General features: G+C 47.5%; 13 protein-coding genes and 1 other annotated feature (1 of these 14 cut by a window edge). All 13 genes read left to right on the top strand.

Annotated elements, in window-relative coordinates; translation table 11 throughout:
• The first annotated feature begins 4 nt into the window (after nucleotides 1–4).
• The 13 genes from lon (at nucleotide 5) to C161_RS25085 (ending at nucleotide 15,787) form a co-directional block, all read left to right on the top strand.
• Nucleotides 5–2,344 (top strand): endopeptidase La, encoded by a 2,340-nt coding sequence (lon, locus tag C161_RS25025; protein ID WP_036605889.1) that lies wholly within the window; start codon nucleotides 5–7, stop codon nucleotides 2,342–2,344.
• Nucleotides 2,345–2,500: 156 nt separating this feature from the next.
• Nucleotides 2,501–3,157 (top strand): ribosome biogenesis GTP-binding protein YihA/YsxC, encoded by a 657-nt coding sequence (yihA, locus tag C161_RS25030; protein WP_036605890.1) that lies wholly within the window; start codon nucleotides 2,501–2,503, stop codon nucleotides 3,155–3,157.
• Between the two features lie 267 nt (nucleotides 3,158–3,424).
• Nucleotides 3,425–4,012 carry a hypothetical protein gene (locus C161_RS25035; RefSeq protein WP_036605891.1) on the top strand — a complete coding sequence of 196 codons (588 nt, stop codon included), beginning with the start codon at nucleotides 3,425–3,427 and terminating at the stop codon, nucleotides 4,010–4,012.
• Between the two features lie 334 nt (nucleotides 4,013–4,346).
• Nucleotides 4,347–4,748: an adenosylmethionine decarboxylase gene (gene speD / locus C161_RS25040; RefSeq protein ID WP_036673526.1), complete on the top strand. Its 402-nt coding sequence runs from the start codon at nucleotides 4,347–4,349 to the stop codon at nucleotides 4,746–4,748.
• A gap of 342 nt (nucleotides 4,749–5,090) precedes the next feature.
• Nucleotides 5,091–6,476 (top strand): glutamyl-tRNA reductase, encoded by a 1,386-nt coding sequence (gene hemA / locus C161_RS25045; protein WP_036605893.1) that lies wholly within the window; start codon nucleotides 5,091–5,093, stop codon nucleotides 6,474–6,476.
• Nucleotides 6,477–6,490: 14 nt separating this feature from the next.
• Nucleotides 6,491–7,318: a cytochrome c biogenesis protein CcsA gene (gene ccsA, locus C161_RS25050; protein WP_036605894.1), complete on the top strand. Its 828-nt coding sequence runs from the start codon at nucleotides 6,491–6,493 to the stop codon at nucleotides 7,316–7,318.
• 5 nt (nucleotides 7,319–7,323) lie between these two features.
• A complete protein-coding gene (locus C161_RS25055) occupies nucleotides 7,324–7,974 on the top strand; it encodes a precorrin-2 dehydrogenase/sirohydrochlorin ferrochelatase family protein (RefSeq protein ID WP_036673528.1) in 651 nt (216 codons plus the stop codon).
• Nucleotides 7,975–7,976: 2 nt separating this feature from the next.
• Nucleotides 7,977–8,933 carry a hydroxymethylbilane synthase gene (gene hemC, locus C161_RS25060; RefSeq protein WP_036605896.1) on the top strand — a complete coding sequence of 319 codons (957 nt, stop codon included), beginning with the start codon at nucleotides 7,977–7,979 and terminating at the stop codon, nucleotides 8,931–8,933.
• A gap of 4 nt (nucleotides 8,934–8,937) precedes the next feature.
• Complete coding sequence (gene cobA / locus C161_RS25065) at nucleotides 8,938–10,500, top strand: uroporphyrinogen-III C-methyltransferase (protein WP_036673530.1); 1,563 nt, start codon at nucleotides 8,938–8,940, stop codon at nucleotides 10,498–10,500.
• A 102-nt stretch (nucleotides 10,501–10,602) separates the two neighbouring features.
• Nucleotides 10,603–11,604 carry a porphobilinogen synthase gene (gene hemB, locus C161_RS25070; RefSeq protein ID WP_017692601.1) on the top strand — a complete coding sequence of 334 codons (1,002 nt, stop codon included), beginning with the start codon at nucleotides 10,603–10,605 and terminating at the stop codon, nucleotides 11,602–11,604.
• 26 nt (nucleotides 11,605–11,630) lie between these two features.
• Nucleotides 11,631–12,935 carry a glutamate-1-semialdehyde 2,1-aminomutase gene (gene hemL, locus C161_RS25075; protein WP_036673531.1) on the top strand — a complete coding sequence of 435 codons (1,305 nt, stop codon included), beginning with the start codon at nucleotides 11,631–11,633 and terminating at the stop codon, nucleotides 12,933–12,935.
• Nucleotides 12,932–13,840 carry an RluA family pseudouridine synthase gene (locus C161_RS25080; protein WP_036673533.1) on the top strand — a complete coding sequence of 303 codons (909 nt, stop codon included), beginning with the start codon at nucleotides 12,932–12,934 and terminating at the stop codon, nucleotides 13,838–13,840. The genes hemL and C161_RS25080 overlap by 4 nt, the downstream gene beginning before the upstream one ends.
• Nucleotides 13,841–14,203: 363 nt before the next feature.
• On the top strand, nucleotides 14,204–15,787 hold the full coding sequence (locus C161_RS25085; RefSeq protein ID WP_036673536.1) for a LysM peptidoglycan-binding domain-containing protein: 1,584 nt from the start codon (nucleotides 14,204–14,206) through the stop codon (nucleotides 15,785–15,787).
• 155 nt (nucleotides 15,788–15,942) lie between these two features.
• Nucleotides 15,943–16,096, top strand: a binding site (T-box leader); it runs 128 nt beyond the window's last position.

Genomic DNA, 16,096 nt, shown 5'->3' on the forward strand with positions numbered 1-16,096 from the left:
AGCGATGGGACCGAGCAAAGCGAAAGGTCGTCGTTTTCCTTTACTGCCTTTAAGAGGACTTCTCGTCTACCCGAGTATGGTACTGCATCTCGATGTGGGCCGGGAGAAATCGGTCAAGGCTTTAGAAAAAGCGATGGTAGAAGAACATCTGATTCTCCTATGTTCCCAAGCCGAAGTAAATATTGAAGAACCAACACAAGAGGACATTTTCAGAATCGGAACCGTGGCCAAGGTCAGACAGATGCTGAAGCTTCCGAACGGTACGATTCGTGTACTCGTTGAAGGCTTGGAACGGGCTGAAATTATTGAATATACGGACAACGAGGAATATTATGAAGTACTGGCTAAAGAGCTGCCTGAAGAGGAGAATACCCATCCGGAGACGGATGCCTTGATGCGTACCGTTCTGAACCAGTTCGAGAATTATATTAATCTGTCCAAAAAAGTGACACCAGAGACACTCGCAGCGGTGTCTGACATCGAAGAACCAGGGCGTCTGGCCGATGTCATCACGAGTCACCTGTCCTTGAAGATCAAGGATAAACAGGAAATTCTGGAGACCATCGACGTTCGGGAACGTCTGGAGAAATTGCTGGATATCCTGAACAATGAGCGCGAAGTGCTGGAGCTTGAACGCAAGATCAGCCAACGTGTGAAGAAACAGATGGAGAAAACGCAGAAGGAATATTATTTGCGCGAGCAGATGAAAGCGATCCAGAAAGAACTGGGTGAAAAAGAAGGCCGTGCGGGTGAGGTCGAGGAACTTCGCACTCAGATGGAAGAACTCGGCTTGCCGGACAAGGTGAAAGAAAAGGTCGAGAAAGAAATTGATCGACTGGAGAAAATGCCTGCAAGTTCAGCCGAGGGCGGAGTCATTCGCAACTACGTGGATTGGCTGCTTGGCCTTCCTTGGAGTCAGATGACAGCGGATGATCTGGATATCCAAAAAGCCGAAGATGTGCTCAATGCAGATCATTACGGACTGGAAAAGCCCAAAGAACGTGTACTTGAATATCTGGCTGTCCAGAAGCTCGTCAAGAAGCTCAAAGGGCCAATTCTCTGTCTGGTTGGACCTCCAGGGGTCGGTAAAACATCACTTGCTCGTTCGATCGCGAGATCGCTAGGTCGGGAGTTTGTAAGAATATCTCTTGGCGGCGTGCGTGATGAAGCCGAGATTCGTGGTCACCGACGCACCTATGTAGGGGCTATGCCTGGGCGTATCATCCAAGGGATGAAAACGGCAGGTTCACTCAATCCGGTATTCCTGCTGGACGAGATTGATAAGATGGCTTCAGACTTCCGCGGAGATCCTTCCGCAGCGTTACTTGAGGTACTTGATCCGGAACAAAATAATACGTTTAGTGATCATTTTGTAGAATTGCCGTTTGACTTATCCAACGTTATGTTTATAACAACTGCCAACACGGTACACAATATTCCGCGTCCATTGCTGGATCGGATGGAAATGCTCAACATCCCTGGTTATACGGAGCTGGAGAAGCAACAAATTGCGAAAAACTATTTGTTGCCCAAACAGAAGCAGGACCATGGTTTGGAAGAAGAGCAATTGGAAATCCCGGATGACGCGTTGTTGCGTGTAATTCGTGAATATACACGGGAGTCAGGTGTGCGTAATCTGGAACAGCAGATGGCTTCGTTGTGCCGGAAAGCTGCCAAGAACATCGTATCGGGTGTGGAAGGTCAGATTAACATCTCATCCGATGAGATCAAAGACTACCTTGGACCTGGCAAGTTCCGTTATGGTATGGCCGAACTGGAAGATCAGATTGGTACCGTAACGGGTCTGGCGTGGACTGAAGTGGGTGGAGATACCCTTATCATTGAAGTGACTGTTGTGCCTGGAACAGGTAAATTGACTCTCACAGGTAAACTGGGGGATGTCATGAAGGAATCGGCACAAGCCGCATTCAGTTACACCCGTTCCAAAGCTACACAGCTTGGAATTTCGCCTGACTTCCATGAGAAGAACGATATCCATATCCACGTTCCGGAAGGAGCGATTCCGAAGGATGGTCCATCTGCCGGGATTACGATGGCAACAGCGTTAATCTCAGCCTTGACGAACAAACATGTGTCCAAGGATATCGCGATGACTGGTGAAATAACACTGCGTGGACGTGTGCTGCCGATTGGTGGCCTTAAAGAGAAATCACTGGCGGCCCATCGTGCCGGCTATAAAAAAATATTATTGCCTAAGGATAACGAACGGGACCTGCGTGACATTCCAGACAGCATCAAGGAAGATGTGGAGTTTGTCCCTGTAGCCCATATGGATCAGGTATTACAGCATGCACTTGTTGAGCAGACAGGAATTCACCTGTAATCCACGTATCCGAAAGGTTCGTATGAAGATTAGACCGTTCTGCGGAGGCTTCGGCGTCCGCTGGAACGGTTTTTTTGGTATGATAGAACAATCCATGGCATAATACCTTCAACAGGTGATGCATAGCACAGGCGTTCAAGAGAGGAAAGATACAATATGAAAGTAAATCAATCTGAATTTATTATCAGTGCCGTTCGGCCTGAACAATACCCCGAGGACGGTCTGCCAGAGATTGCTTTGGCGGGACGCTCCAATGTGGGGAAATCTTCCCTGATCAACCGATTGATCAATCGTAAAAACTTGGCTCGGACGAGCTCAACACCGGGTAAGACACAGCAACTCAACTATTATAAAATTAATCAGGATCTCTACTTCGTCGATTTCCCGGGATATGGCTACGCTAAAGTTTCTAAAGAGCAACGCTTTGCCTGGGGTAAAATGATGGAGAAATACTTGTTGGGACGCGAGGAATTGAAACTGGTCATGCAGATGGTTGATATGAGACATGAACCGTCCAAAGAGGACAAGATGATGAACGAATGGCTTCGTCATAATGGACTGCCTTTGGTTGTCGTAGCAACCAAGATGGACAAGATTCCAAAAACCCGCAGAGCCAAATATATCAAAGTCATTAAGGAATCACTGGGTCTTCGTTCAGGGGATTTGTTTGTGCCGTTTTCATCCGAAGAGGGATTGGGGAAAGAAGAGTTATGGGACATCATTACCCGCCATGCCCGCATAGATAAGTATGCACCAGTGCTGGATGCAGAGGGTGCTTCTGATGAGGAAGAAACCAACGGAATTAACGGATAACCGAGATAGTATACCGTTTTAGTGCAGGAAAGTGAGCATGCTAAATGAATCTTTGATGAGATCCAGATTAATCCGGTTTTTTAAGGAATTTCGTGAGAATTCATCATCTGGGTCTGGAGAAAAATAACGTTAGGGTAGTGTATAATGAGCATAGGTGCATATTGCCAACAGTACCAAAATTACCGGCCATGCCGGCCTGAAGAATTTTGAGATGACTGCTACATGTGCAGGAAGGCAAAACAATCGGGAAAGAATTGAGGGATTTGTATGGCTCAGCGGTTAGCCACAGAGTACGTTAAGGCCACTATGAAATTGTCAGAACCCCAGATGCATCAGTTTTTGCGCATGACAGAAGACGGCAGGCTTCATCACCGGGTTAAGGTGTTGGACAATGGTTGTCAGGAGGTTGTGCTGGGGGATGTAAGTGGAGAAGAAGTGCATTTCCCTTTTGACCGCATAGAAGGGTTTTATATCTGTGAATTATCTTGCCGCCTGGTGAATCTGCATCTGACCAACGTTGTCCGGAAGCTCTTTGTGACTTTTAAGGGTGACGGGGTCGTTCATCGGATCTATAAAGGGTTCACCATGACGTATGTTTATGCTCAAGGCACTGTCCGCAAAATTGTGGAGAAGACCGGGGAGAACACCCGAGTGATCTATGAATACAAAAATACGTTGCTTGAATTGCAACATCTGTTCCAGGCCAGAGATGTAGAACGCGAAATCAACCGTGTGTATGCCGAGATCGATTCACTACTGGACACTAGAAAAGATGCGACTGCTGATCAGCTCCATCAGATTGATGAGACCCTTGCTCGTCATCAAAAACGGTTGTTTGAGCTTGAAGCTTATTAGCTTTAAATTGTATGTTTATAAACGTATATGTATATAATGAATTCCCTTGTATCTTCCGTGCAGTGGCACTTGCCAATGTGGAGGTTGCAGGGGGATTTTTGATGTGAGATGGAATATTTCGAATTGGAAATATTTATTTTACAATCTTCTGGAAAAGGGTTGATTTCACTCTGATTCAATGTTATTTTTAATCTCGTTGAAAACAATATAGGAACCAGGATTCACTCAGGACATTATATGTTGCGAGAGATTTTTCCCTCGGGAAGTGAATGACGTAGGTCCTAGCGGATGAAATTTTTCAAACATTTTATTCCTAGGAAGGGGGAACCGAAGGATGGAATATTCAACTTTCGGAAGACACGTTGCTGTTGATACTTGGGGTGTCGACTTTAATCTACTGAACAATGCAGAGTATCTGGAAGCCCAAATGGTTGAAGCAGCGGAGGCATGTGGCGCGACAGTGATGTCCGTACAGTCCAAGCAGTTTGATCCACAGGGAGCGACCGTACTTGTACTATTGTCTGAGAGCCATCTCTCCATTCATACGTATCCTGAGAGAGGTTTTGCAGCGATTGATTGTTACACTTGTGGGGAGACTGTAGATCCACAGCTTGCTATTGACTACCTGGTATCCGTATTAAAGCCTGAAAAAACGTATGCAAAGAAGTTGGTACGTGGTTTGGGCGAATTGCAAGTTGAAACACCAGACATGAACAATCAGACTGAACGGGTTTAAATAAAAAGTATATTGCATACACAATGTTCACATATCGGGATGGACACATAACCTCCCAAACTCAAATAGTCATGGAATAATTCCATGGCTATTTGTTTTAATATGCGTATCGTTATGAATATTCATAATCGACACTTTTTAACGCATAACGGTGAACTTTGGTGAGACACTACAATAAATGACAGTGCATATGATGATGAACATGGTGATTTCATAAACATTTCATAAAAATGACCCGGTCATGGCTATGATGTGTGATATAATTAACCTTGTCAATCATAAATGGATAGACATATGCAGTAAGCACTTTGATTGGAAATTTATTAGGCAGGTGAACTTGCAATGCACATCGTTGTCGTTGGTTTGAATTATCGCACGGCGCCTGTAGAGGTTAGGGAACGATTCACATTTGCAGAAAAGGATTTGTCTGAAGCGCTGCAGCAGCTCAAGCTGACCAAGAGTGTATTGGAAGGTGTAATCGTAGCCACATGTAACCGTACCGAGTTGTATGTTGTGGTGGACCGTCTTCACATGTGTGGTTATTTTATTCGAACATTCATGGAACAATGGTTTAACGTACCACGGGAAGAATTTACGCAACACTTATATATATATGAAGATGATCAAGCCATGCGCCATTTGTTCCGCGTCATCTGCGGACTAGATTCCATGGTCATTGGTGAGACTCAGATTCTTGGACAGGTGAAACAGGCTTTTCTTAAAGCGCAAGAAGAGAAATCAACAGGTACCTGGTTTAATATGCTGTTCAAACAGGCAGTTACGCTGGGCAAACGGGCACATTCGGAGACTTCCATCGGGGAGAGTGCCGTATCTGTCAGTTATGCTGCTGTTGAACTCGGTAAGAGGATTTTTGGCATGTTCACAGACAAGAAGGTGCTCATTTTGGGTGCGGGCAAGATGAGTGAACTAACCGTGAAACATCTCTATGCCAACGGGGCATCCGAGGTCATCGTGGCGAATCGTACGCTCGCAAGAGCTGAAGAATTGGCAGCCAAGTTCCGGGGTACACCTTGTACGATGGAACAGGCATTAGATCGACTGAATGAAGTTGATATTGTGATTAGTTCGACTGGAGCTGAACGTTATGTCATGGATGCAGCAGTGGTGCGTGAGAGCATGAAGCGTCGTCAATCTCGTCCATTGTTCCTGATTGATATTGCGGTTCCACGCGATATTGATCCGGCGATTGGTGAATTATCCAACGTATTTCTCTATGACATTGATGATCTGGAAGGAATCGTGGAGAGCAACCTGGAGATGCGTAAGGTTGAAGCTGCCAAGATTGAGAGAATGATTGAGCTTGAGATGGAGGATTATTACCATTGGCTCAAAACGTTGGGTGTTCGTCCCGTTATTCGCGCTTTGCAGGAAAAAGGTGTCTCCATTCATGAAGAAACGATGGATAGCCTGTTTAATAAACTGCCTGAGCTCGATGAACATCAACGTAAAGTCATTCGTCGTTTGACCAAGAGTATTGTGAACCAAATGACGACAGATCCGATTAATCGGATTAAGGAAATGGCAGGCACGAAGCAAGGTGATGAAGCTCTGCGCATGTTTACTCAGATTTTCGCTCTGGAAGATGCAGTAGAGATGGCCGCTGAAAAAGTGAGTCAGAGTGATGCTACAGCTCTGGCGAAACCAGCCGCTCACCTTAACGAAAACCGGCAAGACCCCGTGCCGGCTTATGCTCCGGCAGGCGTATAAGGCGGGTGGGCAGCTTGACCCTTGCTGAACAAGTTTATGAAGCTCTAATCTATATGTATGCCCTGAGCCTACTGTTCTATTTCTCGGACTGCATTCGACGCAATGCGGGGGCGAAGCGGACAGGCACAGGGTTTCTTGTCGTTGTTTGGGGACTGCAGGTAACGCATGTCATATTGCGCATGTGGACTGAAGGCCATTTCCCCATCTATACCACCTTTGATTTTTTGTTTATATTTTCATTCAGTATTGTGCTGATGTCTCTTGTCATGACTCGCATCCAGCGTTCCGAATTTGTGATTTTGTTGCTGAATGTTGTAGGTTTTTCCGTTACGGTATTAAACCGACTGTGGTTTACGGCCGGAGAGATATCACTGCATAACTGGCAAACGGTACATGGATTACTCATTATGCATATTACCTTGGCGAATCTTGGTTTTGCGGCGTTAACCGTTGCTACGGTATTTGCCATGTTATATCTGTTCCTGCACCGTAAGTTGAAGAAAAAAAAGTGGAATGATACGATGCGACGGATGCCAAGCCTGGAAGTGATCGGCAAATACATGGATGGTGCTAATTTCATAGGTACACCGCTCCTTGGCGTTTCTGTGATGCTTGCCGTATTATCCATTGTGGCTGAAAGACGCTGGATTCTACTCTTGGATCTCAAAGTTATTGCGACAGGTCTTGCTATAGCCATCTATGTGGGGTACTTCGTATCCAAGAGAAGGAAACAGTTCTCTACAATTATCATGGCAAGATGGACACTGATTGGGTACGGATTTGTCATTATAAGTTTTTTATCCAATGCGTATTCAGCGTTTCATCGTTGGACGGGAGAGTGAAGGGGATGGACCGTTACACGCCGATATTTGTGAATACTTCAGGCAAAAAGTGCTGCGTGGTTGGTGGTGGACGTGTTGCCGAACGTAAAATTAAGGGATTGTTGCATGCTGAGGCACAGATTACGGTCATTAGTCCGGAGCTTACTCCCGTATTAAAACAACTGCATCATGAATCCCGAATTCAATGGATAGACCGGTCCTACCGCAATGGAGATTTGCGGGGGGCCTTTCTCGTATATGCAGCGACTGACCATTCAGAGGTCAATTCAACTGTGGTTCGGGATGCGGAGGCTGCGGGCATATTGGTGAATAACGCAATGTCTTCGGAGCACAGCAGCTTTATTACGCCAAGCGTGGTAAGGCGTGGGAGATTAAGCATAGCGATATCCACAGCAGGAGCGGGACCGGCAGCAGCTGCGGAGATACGTGCCACACTCGAACGACAGTTCGGTGATGAGTATGAGACGTACCTTGAGTTTTTGCACCAGATGAGGACTGAGGTGAAGTCACGCGTATCTTCTTCAAGTCTCAGGAGTACGTTGCTTCGGCAATTAACTGAAATGAACATATTAGAAGATATTCGTACAGGCCATTTTCGGTGGTGGACCGAAGAAGAAATCGGGGACTGGATATCCCGTAATCAGGAGGAAGTGTAGATATGCGTACAATTAAAGTTGGAAGTAGACAGAGCGCGCTTGCGCTAACCCAGACAGGTCATGTCATTCAGGATTTACGCGATATTTGTGAGCGGGAAGGATTAGCTTTTGACTTTGAAGTACATAAGATTGTTACCAAGGGAGATCTCATTCTGGATGTAACGTTGTCAAAAGTGGGAGGCAAAGGTCTGTTTGTCAAAGAGATTGAACAGGCGATGCTTGATCGTACGATTGATATGGCTGTGCATAGCATGAAAGATATGCCCTCCGAGTTACCCGAAGGATTAATCAATGGTGCAATTCCCCGTCGTGCAGATCCACGGGATGCGCTGATATCTAATGGTGGACTAACTCTGGATCAACTGCCAGAAGGAGCTAGAGTCGGAACAAGCAGTCTGCGCCGATCGAGTCAATTAAAGGCCTATCGTCCAGATTTGCAATTGGAATCGATTCGCGGCAATATTGATTCCCGTCTGCGGAAGCTGGAGACCGAAGGATTCGATGCGATTATTCTGGCAGCTGCAGGATTGTACCGTATGGGCTGGGAAGACCGGATCACAGAGTACTTGACGGAAACAGCTTGCCTTCCGGCAGTGGGTCAAGGCGCGCTTGGTATCGAATGTCGTGAAGACGATGAGGAACTGTTGCACTTGCTGCAGCTGTATAACGACCCCGAGACAGCATTTCCTGTACAGGCGGAACGCCGTTTTCTTAGTGTATTGAATGGGGGCTGCCAGGTTCCGATCGGTGCTCATGCGGTGTGGGTGCCTCAGCAAGATGCAGATTCCCTGAATGGTGAAAACACGTTACAATTAACAGGTATGGTCGGCACGCCGGATGGTGGACTGATTCTTAAGGAAGCTATGATCGGCAAGGACCCGGTTCGTCTGGGTGAAGAAGTAGCGTGGAGATTGATTGAACGGGGTGCAGAGCAGATACTGGCAGAAGTTAGGGGATGAAGACATGGTGGGAAAGGTCTTTTTGGTAGGGGCAGGTCCTGGGGATGCAAAGCTGATTACGGTAAAAGGGTGGGAATCCATCGGGAAAGCCGATGCTGTAGTCTATGATCGTTTGGCAAGTCCGAGATTGTTGAAACAAATGAAACCTGGCGCAGTCAAGATTTATGTGGGCAAGCGCCCGGATCGGCATACGATGAAGCAGGAAGAGATCAATCAACTGTTGGTTGATCTGGCGCTTGAAGGCAAGGTTGTGGTTCGGCTTAAAGGCGGCGATCCAACTATCTTTGGACGCGTGGGCGAAGAGGCGGGTTTGCTGCACAAAAACGGAATTCCGTTTGAGATTGTACCTGGGGTTACCGCTGCAATAAGTGTACCTGCGTATGCCGGAATTCCTGTGACTCACCGTGACTATGCATCTTCCATCTCTATTATTACGGGGCACGAGAGTCCGGACAAGCTTGATCGCAGTATCCATTGGGATAAAGTGACGAATGCAACGGGCACACTTGTATTTATGATGGGGGTTGCCAAAATTGGATATATCAGCGAACAATTGATTCGTCATGGTCGTCCAGCGCAAACACCGGTAGCTCTGATTCGTTGGGGAACACGAGCGGAACAGGATACCCTTACAGGTACCCTTGAGGATATAGAAGCGAAAGTGATCGCAGCCAATTTCCAACCACCAGCTGTTATTGTGGTGGGAGATGTCGTCAATCAGCGGGAACAGTTGAAATGGGCAGAAGCGCTGCCGCTGTTTGGCAAACGAATTCTGGTAACCCGTGCTCGCAGTCAGGCGAGTGAACTGGTGAATCGCATTGAGGAACTCGGCGGCGAACCGTATGAGTTTCCGGTCATTGAGACGGTCATGCCGTCCAGTGAATCTGCGCAGCAAAGTGTCAAAGACGCCTTCAGTGCTTTAAATACCTATGACTGGGTGTTTTTCACAAGTGTGAACGGCGTGGAGTTTTTCTTCCGCCATCTGGAACAGGAAGGCAAGGATATTCGTTCGATTCATCAAGCGAGAATTGCTGCCGTAGGACCTTCCACAGCAGATGCTTTGCGCAAACATGGCATCGTTGCAGAGGTTGTCAAAGGTCCTTTCCAGGCCGAAGGCATGCTTGAGGCTTTTGAAAGTGAGCTGAAGGAAGGCCAGAGAGTATTGCTTCCGCACGGTGATCTTGCGCGTACATGGTTACGTGACCAGTTGAGAGAACGAGGAATTCAGGTCACCGAAGCCATCACCTACGATACGATCCTCGCTGGTGAGGATGATGACGAACTACTCAAGCTACTTGAAGAAGGTGGTATTCATGCGGTAACCTTTACAAGTTCATCGACGGTTACCAATTTCATGAGTATGTTGAAACGTATGGGATTGCAAGATCCACTGCCTTTATTGAAAGATGTGGAGGTTGCGTGTATCGGACCTGTTACAGCCAAGACGGCAGAAGCCGCTGGACTGAAGGTTACACTGATGGCAGAGGAAGCAACGATGGATAGCTTGATCACAGTGCTATGCGACTGGAAACGGACAGGCACCAAAGAAGGCGCTCTTCGAAATTAATACACATGTAATCATGTCAACATATGAAGCGTGCTGAATTCTATAGGATACCAGCGCGCTTCCCTTTTTGCTCTATTTAACTTTCAGGGAGGTTTTACTTGTATGAGTTTTCCAATTGTACGGCATCGCCGTTTACGCCAATCCACAGGTATTCGCAATATGGTCAGAGAGACCCATCTAACCGTGGACGACTTTATTCAACCGATCTATGTGACGTATGGAGAAAATGTGAAATCTGAAATCAAATCCATGCCTGGCGTATTCCGCTTCTCGCTGGATCGTCTTCAGGAGGAAGTAACGGAAATTGCCGAGCTGGGAATTCCAGCCGTGTTATTGTTTGGTATTCCCGAGACGAAGGACAGTGTGGGTTCATCTGGCTTCGCTGAAGATGGCATTGTGCAGGAAGCGACGAGATTGATCAAATCCTGGTATCCAGAACTGCTGGTTGTTGCGGATACTTGTCTGTGTGAATTCACGGATCACGGTCACTGCGGTATGGTACACACCGTGGAGATTGACGGTCACATCTGCGGAGATGTGTTAAATGACGAATCACTTGATCTGCTCGTGCAAACGGCAGTGTCTCAAGCCAAAGCAGGAGCGGACATTATTGCACCATCCAACATGATGGATGGATTTGTACAAGCGATCCGCGCGGGGCTGGATGAGAATGGATTCAGTCACATTCCGATTATGTCTTACTCTGTTAAATATGCATCCGCATTCTATGGTCCATTCCGTGAAGCTGCGGATTCCACACCACAATTCGGAGACCGCAAGTCATATCAGATGGACCCGGCGAACGCGCGTGAAGCCTTGCGTGAAGCAGAGACGGATGTGCTCGAAGGAGCGGATATGCTAATGGTTAAACCTTCGCTGTCCTATCTTGATGTCATGCGTACGATTAAGGATCAATTTGATCTTCCGCTTGTTGCCTATAATGTAAGTGGCGAGTATGCCATGGTGAAGGCGGCGGCGATTCAAGGCTGGATCGATGAGAAAAAAGTTGCCATGGAAATCCTGCTCAGCATGAAACGCGCAGGTGCAGATATGATCATTACCTACTACGGAAAAGACGCTTCACGCTGGTTGGCTGAGAAATAAAATACATTACATTAAGGAGGATATTCATGACTGCACAACAAGGTAATCGTCGCAATGATGAGCGCTCACGCAGCGCGTTTGAGGAAGCTAAGCAGTACATACCTGGGGGTGTGAACAGCCCTGTACGCGCATTCAAATCGGTGGGACTTACTCCGATCTATGCAGAACGCGGTGAAGGGTCCAAAATCTACGATATTGATGGCAATGTTTTTATTGACTATGTAGGATCGTGGGGCCCACTCATTATGGGACATGCACACCCTGACGTTGTAGAAGCTTTGCGTGAGACAGCCCTCAAAGGAACAAGCTTTGGTGCGCCTACCTTGCTGGAGACCGAGATGGCAAAACTGGTCTGTGAGCGTGTACCTTCTATCGATATCGTGCGGATGGTTAATTCCGGCACGGAAGCAACCATGAGTGCCATTCGACTGGCACGTGGGGTAACCGGACGCAGTAAAATTCTGAAGTTTGAAGGATCATATCATGGACATGCGGACAGCTTGCTGATCAAGGCGGGTTCAGGTGTTGCAACACTGGGTCTACCGGATAGTCCAGGTGTACCTGAAGGTGTAGCTGTGAATACCATTACGGTACCTTATAACGATCTGGAGTCCGTTACGCTTGCTTTTGAACGTTATGGTGAAGAACTGGCCGCTGTTATTGTGGAACCTGTGGCAGGTAACATGGGGGTTGTTCCTCCGGCTTCCGGTTTCCTTGAAGGCCTGCGCAGTTTGACGACCCAATATGGCAGCCTGCTTATTTTTGACGAAGTCATGACCGGTTTCCGCGTAGGGTTGAACTGTGCTCAGGGACGATATGGGGTTACACCTGACCTGACTTGTCTGGGTAAAGTTATCGGTGGCGGACTCCCGGTTGGTGCTTATGGTGGTCGTCGGGATCTGATGGAACAGATTGCTCCAACAGGACCGATCTATCAGGCAGGTACACTTAGTGGGAACCCGTTGGCTATGGCAGCAGGATATACCACGCTCAAATTGTTAACACCAGAGGTCTATGACCGTCTGGAGACATTGTCTGCACGTTTGCAAGCCGGATTCGAGAAAAATGCAGCTGAGACGGGTATTGCGATAACCATTAACCGTGTGGGTTCCATGGTTTGTCCATTCTTCAGTGCCGTTCCAGTAACCAATTATGATATTGCCAAAGAAAGCAATCTGGATCAATTCCGTCGTTATTTTGCGGCCATGATTGATCAAGGTGTAAGTGTTGCACCTTCGCAATATGAAGGCATGTTTGTCTCTGGTGTGCACACAGAGCAGGATATTGACGATACGATTGAGGCGAATCGTAAAGCTCTTCAATCGCTATGACCATCAAAAGTTGGAAACGCCGCGGGGAATGGCTTGAGCTGATGCCAGGGAAAGCCGTAACAGGCAGTTCGGACAAACCGATGGCTGCAGAGCAATGGCTATTGTCTGAACTTCAGTTTCCGGAGAAACTGCTCCGTCAGCTGAAAGCAAACCGAGGAATACAACTTGCAGGGGACCGGCTTCGGCTGGCCCTTTTTGCGTCCCAGCCAATCGATGTTGAGCCACGCTGGGCTGATGTGGATGTATTGTATGAGGACGATTTCTGTCTGGTTATGCACAAACCGGCAGGCATGAAACTGCATCCAGATGGAAGTCGTGCCGATCAGGCCATCACGCTGGATCATGTGGTTGCCTCTTATTACGAAATGAACGGAATCCAGGCGAGCGTTCGCCATGTTCATCGACTGGATGAGGATACAACCGGACCTGTCCTGTATGCCAAAAATGCTTTTGCCCTCGCCAAACTGGATGAAGCGATGCGTCGCAAAGAGATTGGCCGCCATTATGTAGCCATTGCAGGTGGACATATCCCCCTTGAACTCCACAAAATTGATGCTCCGATTGGCAAGGATAGACATCACAAACAGCGCAGACGTGTCTCCGAAGGTGGACAGGAAGCTGTTACTCATGTGGAGATCGTCGAAGTGTGGGAACGAGCAACCCTTGTACGATTAAAGCTGGATACAGGACGCACACACCAAATTCGTGTACACCTGAGTTACGCGGGACATCCGCTTATTGGTGATGCGTTGTATGGAGGTAGAGCGGATGCCATTGGACGACAAGCACTTCACGGAGAGATGCTTAAGTTTAGTCATCCGTTAACCGGAGCGATGATTGAAGTGAACGACCCTTGGCCATCCGACTTCACACAATTGGCAAAGCGTGAAAAGATGTATTCATAAATGATATAGAGCGAACTTTAATAGTTACACGAAAACAGAGAGGACAGAAACAACCAGAAGAAGCAAAGCGTTCGCCTAAAAGCTTTCTGAAAGAAAGCTGCTTCGGAAGCATAAGCTATCCCCGGATTTTCCCTTTGTAAAAAGGAATGAAAAAAATCTGGGATAACAGCGATCAGAAGGTTGTTCTGTCATGGGAGTGACAGTGTAAATAACCATGAGTTGAACATATATAGCAAGGTTTTTCAAAAGGTGGCATGCTCCCCTCATTCAAGGCATATAGATGGGGTAACGAAGGATTTGGACCATGGATCAGTCCCATGAGAAGGATCATGGTGAACATATGCCGAAAGGAGGACGCCACCTTTGTTGAATCAACCTTATGGTTTGCGGTTCGATATTTATGAGCGCGTTCATTTGTCTGAGGGAGTTCCTGCGATTGAGGAATTGGAGGAGATTGAACTATACCCACGCATTCAAGTCATAGGGCAGGATGATCATGCCACATTAAGAGGGCATCTTTTACTTACAGGTGCGTACAGAGGAGAAAATGAGGCTTCAGAGGAGCTCAAACATTTCATTCCCGTGGAGATCACAGTGCCGCTGAACCGGGTCAGATCGATTGAGGATATTTCCATCGAGATCGAAAATTTTGACGTGGATCTGTTATCCAATCGCAGTCTGAACATTACAGGTGTATTGTCGCTGCGAGGTATCGAAGGTTTTCCTGTTGAAGAGCCACAAGTATGGTCAGCAGATGAGTTTACAGTTGTTCATTCACCTGATGCTCAGCAATCCAACCGTTCCGATGAAGCAGCACAGGCAGGCAGCGATCCCAACACATTTGCACAAGAGTACCTGCTCCAGCGGAGTGAGGAAGAGAGACTTGCGAATGCAGCAGAACTTGCCTATGGTGCTCCGGAATTCGCTGACCTGTCTACAAGAGAAGAGACATTAAGGAATAGCGAAGAATGGCAGCAAGAATATGCGGATTCGTCATCGGCCGAGCCAATTCAATCTGAGGAGCAAAGCGCGGAGTACGCTAACGAAAACAGACAACCTGATGCAAACGAAGATCCCGTATCTCTGACAGCGAATGGGGATGAATTGGCATCTCATGAGCAATACAGCGAACCTTCTCCGATCTCGTCATTTATGGCTGAGACCGCAGATCGGTTAGCTTCTTACCCTGAGTCGGAACCACTGCTGCCTCTGGAAGATGAGTCTTCGGGTTGGTCCGAGCCTTCCGTGGATGCATTGCCTGCCAACTCGAGAAGTGCAGATCAAGCAGTCACAGAGCCTACTGCTCAATCATCTAATGAGTTGGCAGCACCGGATGTACCGGACGCACCAGAGGTATGGCACTTCGAATCAGCGAGATCTGTACCTCAGCAGGAGAATCAGGCAGTTGCCGATGTCCCGGTTGAATCACAGGCGGAGAACTGGCAAGGTGTATTTGCTTCGTCCGAACCAGGCAACGCTGAGGAAGATCGGCCGTCTTTTGAAGCGACTGGGGTAGACGAGTTTGTACAGAACGAAGCATTTGTTCCTGAACCTGTGGCTGAGACGGAAGACAAGCCGGAGCTGAAGGTTGCTTTTGGCAGCAAAAAAGAATCCGCACCACGGCAAGAAGAGGGCGTAGGTATCTCTTCCTTGTTATCTTCCGGTAGAGCGGCACGCGATGCTGAAGTGGAGCGAGGCGATGAGGTTCCTGCGGGTGTGGTACAGGAAGAAACGTATCCAGCTGATGATGTGGAATGGAAGAACCTGTTCCTGGGAACGATCGTGGACCAGACCCCATTCCGCAAGGTGAAACTGTGCATCGTTCAGCGAGAAGATACACTGGATGCCATTGCAGATCGATATCAATTGAGCACGAGGGAACTTCAGTTGTATAACCGATTATCTGAGCAGGTTGTGGAAGAAGGCCAGATATTGTACATCCCTTAATCCGTAGTTAAAGCCTTCGTTACGACCCGTGATCCCCTTGAGGATTGCGGGTTTTTGCATGATTCGTCCTAAACCTGCATTCCAGCGCTCTTTATCCGCTGTTGTCAGGTTGACTATCGCGCACGAGCAAGGTATGATGTGTGTAGGTTTTTTGAAGAACAACGTGGAACGGGAGTAGTAGACAGTATGACCTTTCAGAGAGTGGAATTGCAACGCTGTGAGATTCCGCAGGAACCAACTGATCGAAGTCGCCCGGGAGTTGCCTGTTTGAATACAAGGGATGAATGAGCTCTATTGTCATTTATTTCT

Origin of the sequence: Paenibacillus sp. FSL R5-192 (assembly GCF_000517845.1) — a bacterium.
Taxonomy (GTDB): Bacteria; Bacillota; Bacilli; order Paenibacillales; family Paenibacillaceae; genus Paenibacillus; species Paenibacillus amylolyticus.

Excerpts from the sequence above, each read along its gene's own strand:
- lon (WP_036605889.1), top strand. The coding sequence starts at position 5 with ATGGGACCGAGCAAAGCGAAAGGTCGTCGTTTTCCTTTACTGCCTTTA.
- yihA (WP_036605890.1), top strand. The coding sequence starts at position 2,501 with ATGAAAGTAAATCAATCTGAATTTATTATCAGTGCCGTTCGGCCTGAA.
- C161_RS25035 (WP_036605891.1), top strand. The coding sequence starts at position 3,425 with ATGGCTCAGCGGTTAGCCACAGAGTACGTTAAGGCCACTATGAAATTG.
- speD (WP_036673526.1), top strand. The coding sequence starts at position 4,347 with ATGGAATATTCAACTTTCGGAAGACACGTTGCTGTTGATACTTGGGGT.
- hemA (WP_036605893.1), top strand. The coding sequence starts at position 5,091 with ATGCACATCGTTGTCGTTGGTTTGAATTATCGCACGGCGCCTGTAGAG.
- C161_RS25055 (WP_036673528.1), top strand. The coding sequence starts at position 7,324 with ATGGACCGTTACACGCCGATATTTGTGAATACTTCAGGCAAAAAGTGC.
- hemC (WP_036605896.1), top strand. The coding sequence starts at position 7,977 with ATGCGTACAATTAAAGTTGGAAGTAGACAGAGCGCGCTTGCGCTAACC.
- cobA (WP_036673530.1), top strand. The coding sequence starts at position 8,938 with ATGGTGGGAAAGGTCTTTTTGGTAGGGGCAGGTCCTGGGGATGCAAAG.
- hemB (WP_017692601.1), top strand. The coding sequence starts at position 10,603 with ATGAGTTTTCCAATTGTACGGCATCGCCGTTTACGCCAATCCACAGGT.
- hemL (WP_036673531.1), top strand. The coding sequence starts at position 11,631 with ATGACTGCACAACAAGGTAATCGTCGCAATGATGAGCGCTCACGCAGC.
- C161_RS25080 (WP_036673533.1), top strand. The coding sequence starts at position 12,932 with ATGACCATCAAAAGTTGGAAACGCCGCGGGGAATGGCTTGAGCTGATG.